The organism is Thauera linaloolentis 47Lol = DSM 12138 (genome assembly GCF_000310205.1).
In the GTDB taxonomy this organism is placed as follows: Bacteria; Pseudomonadota; Gammaproteobacteria; order Burkholderiales; family Rhodocyclaceae; genus Thauera; species Thauera linaloolentis.
This window is the reverse complement of the sequence record NZ_AMXE01000113.1, coordinates 1-8,466: the sequence shown is the minus strand read 5'-3', so window position 1 is coordinate 8,466 and position 8,466 is coordinate 1. Positions and strand designations below refer to the sequence as shown.

Below are 8,466 nucleotides of genomic sequence, written 5' to 3'. Positions count from 1 at the left end.
CGCACGGCTGGCGGCCGACGGCGCGCGCCTCGGCAGGCTGCTGCGCGACAGCGGGCTCGCCGCCGCCGCCGGCCCCGATCTGTTCAAATGGCTGGCGACGCCCCACGCCGCCGCACTGCACGACGCGCTTGCCCGGCACGGCATCCTCACCCGGCTGTTCGCCGCGCCGCCATCGCTGCGCTTCGGCCTGCCGCCCGACGAAGCGGGCTGGCAACGCCTCGAACATGCCCTGCGCGAATGCGCCCACCTCCACCTTTCCGCCCCGACACCATGATCGACACGCCGCTCCGCTCCGCCTCCCCGATCGCCATCCTCACCGCGGTCCTGTGCCTGTCCTTCGTCGGTATGGCGCACACGGCCCGCGCCGCCGTCGAGATCGACGACGACACCGGCAAGCCGGTCAGGCTCGAACGCCCGGCGCAGCGCATAGTCAGCCTCGCGCCTCACGTCACCGAACTGCTGTTCGCCGCGGGCGCCGGCCCGCAGGTCGTGGGCGTGGTGTCCTACAGCGACTTCCCCCCCGAGGCGAAATCGCTGCCGCAGGTGGGCAGCTATACCAAGGTGGACCTGGAAGCGGTGGCCGCGCTGCGGCCCGACCTCGTCGTGGCCTGGCAGAGCGGCAACCGCGACACCCATCTCGACCGCCTGCGCGCCCTGGGCATCGCGGTCTTCATCAACGAACCGCGCAGCCTCGACGACGTTGCCCGCAGCCTGGAAAAACTCGGCCGCCTGGCCGGCACCGGCCCCGCCGCCGGCGTGGCAGCGCAGGCCTTCCGCGACCGCCATGCCATCCTCGCCGCGCGCTACCGCGACCGCCCGCCGGTGCGCACCTTCTACCAGATCTGGGACCGGCCGATGATGACCGTCAACGACGAACACCTGATCGCCGACGTGATGCGCCTGTGCGGCGGGCGCAACGTGTTCGGCGGCCTCGCCACGCTGGCGCCGACGGTCAGTGTCGAAGCCGTGCTCGCCGCAGATCCGGAAGCGATCATCGCCAGCGGCATGGGCGAGGCGCGGCCCGAATGGCTGGAGCAGTGGAAACGCTGGCCGAGCCTCACCGCCAATGCCAACGGCCACCTGTTCTTCGTCCCGCCCGACCTGCTGCAGCGCCATACGCCCCGCATCCTAGATGGCGCCGCCCGCCTGTGCGAACAGCTCGAATCGGTGCGCATCGACCGCGGCGACGCGCCGACGGCGCAATAAACCCGCGGCAAGAAGAAATCGAGCGGAATGAAATACCTTCCAGCCTGCCCGGCGCACCGGCCGGGCTGGCGCCGGGCTCAGCCCTCGTACATCTCGTAGCGGCGGCGCCTGCTCTTGCGCCATGCCCGCCACCAGGCGCGATCGAAGGACAGGGCCAGATGGGGCAGCAAGGGGGCCAGAAAATGCACCGCCGCCGATGTCCGGTTGCCCTCGGGCACGCGGCACGGCACGCGCAGCGCGCTCAAGCGCTGCTGCAGCGAAGGATGGAAGGCGAAGCGCTCGGCGAGCATCTCCTCGATCGCGACCGCATGGTCGGACACCGTGCGCATGAAGCCGGCCTCCACACCGAGCGCCATGTCGCGGAAAGGCCGCAGCGCGGGGCGCGAACGGGATGCGTTATGGGCTTCGACCTGTGGCCAGAAATCGTGCTCCAGGAAATGCGACTTCAGGCTGACCTCGACCAGCGCCTCGCCCATCAGATCGTGGCCGACGAGCCCGGCCGCGACCGCATCCGCCTCGAACTCCTCGACGCGGGCCAGGCGAAGCATTTCCACGCAGAAACGGACCGACTTTTCATCCAGCCAGGGCGCAATGAAGGAAAAACCTGCACTTGCGCGGTCGAGGGTACGGGCCCACCATGCACGCAGCGTTCCCGCCACGCCGGACCAGCCGCGCCGCTGCGCGGCCAGGTGCCCCAGTTCGTGCGCCAGCACCGCGGTGAATTGCGCGGGAGAAAGACTGTACGCGAGCGGCAGGCCGATCATCAGGCAGGTCTGCAGCGGCCCGATCACCCCCCAGGCGGGCCGCTGGTGGACATGGGCATTCATGTCGTCGGTGATGTACACGTGCTGAATCGGCTCGATGTCGAGCCTGGCGGCCATGCTGTCCAACAGCACGAAAAGCTGCTCGGCCACTTCGCGCGACAGGCGGATGCCCTGCGGCTGGGGCGGCGCGCTGAACAGCACATCGCCAACAGCGGCGGAACAAAGCGCAAGAAGCACCGCGCACAGGCTCCACAGCCCGCTGCCAAAGGGATGGCCACCGGAGATCGCGCCCCAGCTGCTGGCCAGCGCATACGCCACGCCGCCAAGCAAGAAGGCAAGCAACAACACGCCTCCGGCAAGGCCGGCTGCGGCGAGCATGGTCAGGCGCCGCGCGAGGCGCACGCGCAAGACGAAGAGCTTCTTGCCGGAAGCGAGCGAATTCATCACAAATGGAGTGCCTGCGAGCGTCGAACTATACGTCAGTCGAAGCGACTTTGCGCGTCCGCCACGTGATTCTGGTCAACAAGATCAAATATATCAGCCCTCACATATCGCGCTGCGCTGCACAAAGAGCGCCGCCGAGGCCTGAACGGCGAGGCAAAGACAAAACAATTCTCATTACCTATACTTGCCCGCTCACCGCATGCCCTGCTTCCGATCTTCACTCGCCATGTCCGACAAAACCCCCGATACCCTGCTGGCGGATACGCTGCTGTGTCATTACGAGGATCTGGTCGCCCACGTTCGCCGCCATATCCGCCGGGTCGGGGGCGATACCACGCCGGCACGCGATATCGTCCATGACGCGCTCATCAGCCTGACCGAATCGCCGGCCGTGCAGCCCATTCGCACGCCGCTCGCCTTCCTGCGCAGCCTGCTCACGCGCCGCGCCATCGATGCCCACCGCGTCGAAGCCGGGCGGCGCGCCTGGGTGCGCAGCGTGGAAGAACTGCCGGAACCGGTCCATCTCCTGGATGAAAGCCGTGACCCCTTCGCCATCCTGGACAGGAAACAACGCATCGAACTGCTCGACACCGCCATCCAATCCCTGTCCCCGGCCTGCCGCGAAGTGTTCATCCTCAGCAAGGTCCACCACATGAGCCGCGCGGAAGTCGCCGACTGGCAGGGCATCTCGGTCAAGACCGTGGACAAGCACCTGGGCACCGGCATGGCCGTCTGCCGCAAGGCTTTCCTGGCCGCTTTCACCGACGGCGAGCGCGGCACGCCGCCCTGCGCATGAGCAAGGGCAACGAAGAAAAACCCGCCCGTTCCCTGCCCCCCGGCACCCTGGAACGCGCGCTGGAAGAAGCGGGCGACGCGCTCAAGGAGCGCTACCCCAAGCCTCCGCGCAAGCCACGTGGCACCAAGCAGCGTCGCCATGCCGGCAAGGCGGCGCTGGCGGCCGTGCTGCTGCTCTGCGGCCTGCTGTGGCTCGACCCCGCCTACCGCACCGAATTCCATGCCACCCGCGCAGGCGAGTCGGCCCGCGTCCAACTCACGGACGGCAGCGAGATCCAGCTCGACACCGCCACCCGCCTCAGCATCAGCTGGCACCTGCGCAGCCGGCAGGCCCGCCTCGACCAGGGACAGGCCTTGTTCACCGTGGCCCCCGCAAACTGGCGCCCCTTCCTGGTGGCGGCCGAGCCCGCCCGTGTCCGCGTGGTCGGCACCGTGTTCAGCGTACGCCGTGTCGCGGATGCCCCGGTGACCGTCAGCGTGCTGCAAGGGCGGGTGGAGGTGCGCGACCTGGCCCACACCCGGCACTCCCCGCTGCAACTCGGCGCCGGCCAGATCGCCCGTGTCGGCGGCGCCCGCCCGCCCGCCGTCCTCGCCACCGGGCTGGAAGCCACCACGGCCTGGCGCGAAGGCTACCTGGTCTTCGAAAGCACTCCGCTCGCCGAGGTATTGGCAGAAATCCAGCGCTACCGGGGCCACCCGGTGCGCCTGGTCGGCCAGCACGGCCCCGGGCTGACCTTGTCCGGCGTGTTCGAGATCCGCAATACCGACCAGTTGCTCGACCTGCTGCCCCGTACCTTCCCGGTCGAGATACGGCGCCTGCCGGATGGCAGCGTGGAAGTCGGCCCGCGCTGAACCGGGGGATCCCGACTCCGGGCGTACGGCGTCGCCGCTTTGGCCGGGAAAGAATAAAAATTCTCATTTCCAGGTAGAACATTCCCCCGTCTCGTTCGACAGCCTCCTTGCAAACCCCTCAATCGTCAGCATGCAAGGAGTGTCCTCCGTGGTCCACATCCGTCCCGCCCGTATCCGTCTCGGCGCCATTGCAGCCGGCCTGTGCCTGGCCTTTGCCGCGCACGCGCAAACCGCCGCCCGGCCCATCGACCTGCCCGCCGCGCCGCTGGAAAGATCCCTCAACACCCTGGCCCGCCAGGCCGGTGTGCAGATCCTGTTCGCCGCGCCGCTCGCCGCCGGGCGCAGCGCGCCGGCGCTCAAGGGCGACTACACCGCCCAACAGGCGCTGGAACGCCTGCTGGCCGGCACCGGGCTGGTGCTCCGGCGCGCGGATGAGCGCACCTTCCGCATCGAGGATGGCGCGGGAAAGGAAACCACTCTGTCCGCGGTCACGGTGAGCGCCTCGGCCAATCGCAGCGGCACCACGGAAGGTACCGGCAGCTATACCACCGGCGTCACCAGCGCCGCCACACGGATGAACCTCTCCATCCGCGAAACGCCGCAGAGCATTAGCGTCATGACCCGGCAGCGCATTGAGGATCAGAAGATGAACACCCTCAACGATGTTGTGAAGAATACTCCTGGCCTGACGATGCAAGAGCTTGGCGCCGGACGCCAGCGCTATCTCTCACGAGGCACCTTGGTCGACAACCTAATGTACGACGGTCTGCCTATCACCATCGGTGGATCGGCGGTAGAGCCTACTGGAGCAAACGACATGGCCATCTACGATCACGTCGAGATCGTGCGAGGAGCCACCGGAATAATGCAAGGTGCCGGTAACCCATCGGCCTCCATCAACCTGGTTCGCAAGAAGCCCACTGCTACTTCGCAGGTCAGTGTCAGTACCAGCGCCGGTAGCTGGGATCGCTATCGTGCAGAACTAGACGCATCTGGTCCACTTAACGATGCTGGAAGCCTACGCGGTCGAGTGGTCGCAGCCTATCAGAATCATCAAAGCTTTCAGGATGTAGTGCAGAACGAACGTAGTTTGTTCTATGGGGTGTTTGATGCAGATATCACCGACAGCACCACGCTCACATTCGGCGCCTCACGCCAGAAAGACAACAATGGAAATGGATATGGTGGTATTCCGGTAGCAGCGGATGGTAGCGACTTGCACTTACCACGCTCCACCTTTCTGGGCTACGACTGGGAGTTCTGGGACCGGCTGAACGAAACCGCCTTCGTCAACTTGGAACACCACTTCGACAATGGCTGGAAACTGAATCTGAAGGCAAACAAGGTTTGGAGCAAACTAGACCAGACCAGCACGTTGATCTCCAATTATGGATATACCTCTAGTGACATTTTTAATCAGGAATTTTTATCTGGCTCTTACAAGAATCGCCAGGGCAGCTATGATTTCTACGCCAGTGGACCGTTTAACTTGCTTAACCAAAATCACGAACTTGTCTTTGGACTTAGCAAGCGCGACGAAGCCTATTCCTATCGGGGTATAGGCATATTAGCTTGGTTGACAAACGTTAACCTTGGTGCTTGGGATCACTCCAGCATGACCAAACCCAATCTATCTAGCAGCCTCCCGACGCACCAGCACCAGACAACTGATATCGAACAAAAGAGTGCCTATGTCACCACAAGACTCAAACTGTCTGAACCTATAACATTGATCTTGGGTGGACGCCTGGACTGGTACGAGCACGAGTCCAGCCTTGCTTATGGTTCTTATGTCACCAACAGCGCTTACAAGGTAACCCGAAATCTCACCAAGTACGCCGGTTTGATATACGATCTGAACGATAAATACTCGGTGTACGCCAGTTACACCGACATCTTCAAGCCGCAGGATTATATTAGCGCCAGCGGTAGCCTGATCGACCCGGTGCTGGGCAAGAACTACGAAGTGGGCCTGAAGTCGGAGTACTTCGATGGCCTGCTCAATGCTTCTGTGTCACTCTTCCGCATGAATCAAGAAAATCGTGCCACGCGGCTTCAGGATCAAACTCAATGCGCTACCTTTGGTTTTCTGACCTGCTACGAAGCGGCCGGTAAGGTACGCAGTCAAGGCATCGACTTGGAGATCCAAGGTGCTCTAACGCCATCCTGGCAGATCGGCGCTGGGTATACCTACACTAAAACGAAGTACATCAAGGATGTTAACAAAAGCAATGAAGGCCAGCCCTTTGATACCGATCTACCCAAGCATCTGCTCAAGCTAACCACCACCTACACCCTACCTGACGAGTTTCAACGTTGGCGGGTTGGTGCCTCACTTTATCGCCAAAGCAAGATCTACAATAAAGGAAGCACCTACCATATTGAGCAGAAGTCCTACAATTTAGTCGACATCATGCTGAGCTACAGCCCCACCAACCACATTGACACCCAACTAAACTTCAATAATATTTTCGACAAGCGTTATTACCAGACCATAACCTCTCTTCCTTCAGCCGGGCAAAGCGTTTACGGAGCCCCCCGCAACATAATGCTGAATGTTAAGTATAAGTTCTAACTTGCCTAGGAGGCTGCGTGACAGAGTGCCATAAGGCACTCTCAATCGCGACAAGCGAAGACAACGCGTGACTCCAGCAACCGCCCCTATCAGCTCCTAGGATGGGTAGAGCACAGCAAAACCCATCAATAGCGTGAAACTCATATGACTGTGATTCATCGTATAGCCACATTTCGCGGTGCCGATGGGTTTCACCTTCTGCTCTACCAGTTCTGACACATTTCTCCCCGATTTTCCCCAGAGCGTGATTCAACGCCTTGTGCCGGGGACAAAAATCCTTGTGGCAATTCATCCCATACGCCTTCGCTGCCGGGCCAAGCAACCTACGGCAGGGCAAACGCTCTCCATCCAGCCCCACCATGGACCACTTCGGCGACGACGAGGACGCCTGAACATCCTCTCCATCGCACAAAAAGCTCGCTTCGCCCTCGCATAGCCACTATAGTGCGGGCTCGCCGCGAATTGACCAATCGATCGCGGCAGTTCCTGCAACGATCCGGCCGGCGACCGCCCCGGATCTCTCCCGCCGGCCCGGATTGGTGTCGCCACGAAGTGCGACGGGCTGGCGCCGGAAACCATCGAATGAATTCCGACGTGACTTTCGCCAGCCTCGAGCTGGCCGAACCCATCCTGCGCGCCATTGGCGAAGCCGGCTATACCTCGCCGACGCCGATCCAGGCCAAGGCCATCCCGCAAGTGCTCGCCGGCGGCGACCTGCTCGCCGCCGCCCAGACCGGCACCGGCAAGACCGCCGGCTTCACGCTGCCGCTGCTCCACATCCTGTCGCAGACCCACGCCCACCCGCATCCGCCCGGCCGCCCGCGCTGCCTGATCCTGACGCCGACGCGCGAACTCGCCGCCCAGGTCGAGGAATCGGTCAAGACCTACGGCAAGCACCTGCCGCTCACCTCGCTGGTCATGTTCGGCGGCGTCAACATCAACCCGCAGATCGGCGCACTGAAGAAGCGCGTCGACATCCTGGTCGCCACGCCAGGCCGCCTGCTCGACCACGTCGGGCAGAAGACGGTCGACCTGTCCGGCATCGAGATCCTGGTGCTGGACGAAGCCGACCGCATGCTCGACATGGGCTTCATCCGCGACATCCGCAAGGTGCTCGCGCTGCTGCCGAAGAAGCGCCAGAACCTGCTGTTCTCGGCCACCTTCTCGGACGAGATCCGCGAACTGGCCCACGGCCTGCTGCACAACCCCGGCACGGTGGAAGTCGCGCCGCGCAACACCACCGCCGAGCGCGTGGACCAGGCCGTCTACATGATCGGCCAGAAGCAGAAGCGCGAGTTGCTCGCCCACCTGATCAAGGAAAAGCAGTGGTTCCAGGCGCTGGTGTTCACCCGCACCAAGCACGGCGCCAACAAGCTCGCCGAATACCTCAGCAAGCACGGCATCGCCGCCGCCGCGATCCACGGCAACAAGAGCCAGGCGGCGCGCACGCGGGCGCTGTCGCAGTTCAAGGACGGCTCGCTGCCGGTGCTGGTGGCGACCGACATCGCCGCGCGCGGCCTCGACATCGACCAGTTGCCGCAAGTCGTCAACTTCGAACTGCCCAACGTGCCCGAGGACTACGTGCACCGCATCGGCCGCACCGGCCGCGCCGGCGCTGCGGGCAACGCGATCTCGCTCGTCGACAACGAGGAAGCCAAGCTGCTGACCGCGATCGAACGCCTGATCAAGCGCCGCATCGAGCGCGCCGTGGCGGAGGACTTCGTTCCCAGCGCCAGCGCCGAGGCCGCCCACGATGCCGACCACGAACGCGAACCGCTGCAGCGCCGCGGCGGCGGCGGCCGCGCGGGCCAGGGGCGTGCGGCCGCCCAG

General features: G+C 63.8%; 6 protein-coding genes and 1 pseudogene. 6 read left to right on the top strand and 1 reads right to left on the bottom strand.

Features of this window, described 5'->3' with window-relative positions:
- Nucleotides 1-274, top strand: a pseudogene (locus C666_RS17620) (threonine-phosphate decarboxylase); the annotation flags it as partial.
- Entirely contained in the window at nt 271-1,206 is a 936-nt protein-coding gene (locus C666_RS17615) for a cobalamin-binding protein (protein ID WP_004345841.1), read from the top strand. The pseudogene C666_RS17620 and the gene C666_RS17615, both read left to right, overlap by 4 nt.
- 77 nt (nt 1,207-1,283) lie before the next feature.
- Here C666_RS17615 and C666_RS17610 read toward each other — a convergent pair whose 3' ends face one another.
- Nucleotides 1,284-2,414 carry a M48 family metallopeptidase gene (locus C666_RS17610; RefSeq protein ID WP_004345840.1) on the bottom strand — a complete coding sequence of 377 codons (1,131 nt, stop codon included), beginning with the start codon at nt 2,412-2,414 and terminating at the stop codon, nt 1,284-1,286.
- Nucleotides 2,415-2,640: 226 nt separating this feature from the next.
- Here C666_RS17610 and C666_RS17605 point away from each other — a divergent pair, with 226 nt between their 5' ends.
- From C666_RS17605 to C666_RS17590, 4 genes are all read left to right on the top strand, one after another.
- Nucleotides 2,641-3,210 carry an RNA polymerase sigma factor gene (locus tag C666_RS17605; protein ID WP_004345838.1) on the top strand — a complete coding sequence of 190 codons (570 nt, stop codon included), beginning with the start codon at nt 2,641-2,643 and terminating at the stop codon, nt 3,208-3,210.
- Complete coding sequence (locus C666_RS17600) at nt 3,207-4,061, top strand: FecR family protein (protein ID WP_004345836.1); 855 nt, start codon at nt 3,207-3,209, stop codon at nt 4,059-4,061. The genes C666_RS17605 and C666_RS17600 overlap by 4 nt, the downstream gene beginning before the upstream one ends.
- 148 nt (nt 4,062-4,209) lie before the next feature.
- The gene (locus tag C666_RS17595) at nt 4,210-6,636 is read left to right on the top strand and encodes a TonB-dependent siderophore receptor (RefSeq protein WP_004345834.1); all 2,427 of its coding nucleotides are present in this window, start codon (nt 4,210-4,212) and stop codon (nt 6,634-6,636) included.
- A gap of 582 nt (nt 6,637-7,218) precedes the next feature.
- A partial coding sequence (locus tag C666_RS17590) for a DEAD/DEAH box helicase (RefSeq protein WP_004345831.1) occupies nt 7,219-8,466 on the top strand: 1,248 nt, incomplete at its 3' end.

Coding starts and splice junctions, on each gene's coding strand:
- C666_RS17615 (WP_004345841.1), top strand. CDS start 271: ATGATCGACACGCCGCTCCGCTCCGCCTCCCCGATCGCCATCCTCACC.
- C666_RS17610 (WP_004345840.1), bottom strand. CDS start 2,414: ATGAATTCGCTCGCTTCCGGCAAGAAGCTCTTCGTCTTGCGCGTGCGC.
- C666_RS17605 (WP_004345838.1), top strand. CDS start 2,641: ATGTCCGACAAAACCCCCGATACCCTGCTGGCGGATACGCTGCTGTGT.
- C666_RS17600 (WP_004345836.1), top strand. CDS start 3,207: ATGAGCAAGGGCAACGAAGAAAAACCCGCCCGTTCCCTGCCCCCCGGC.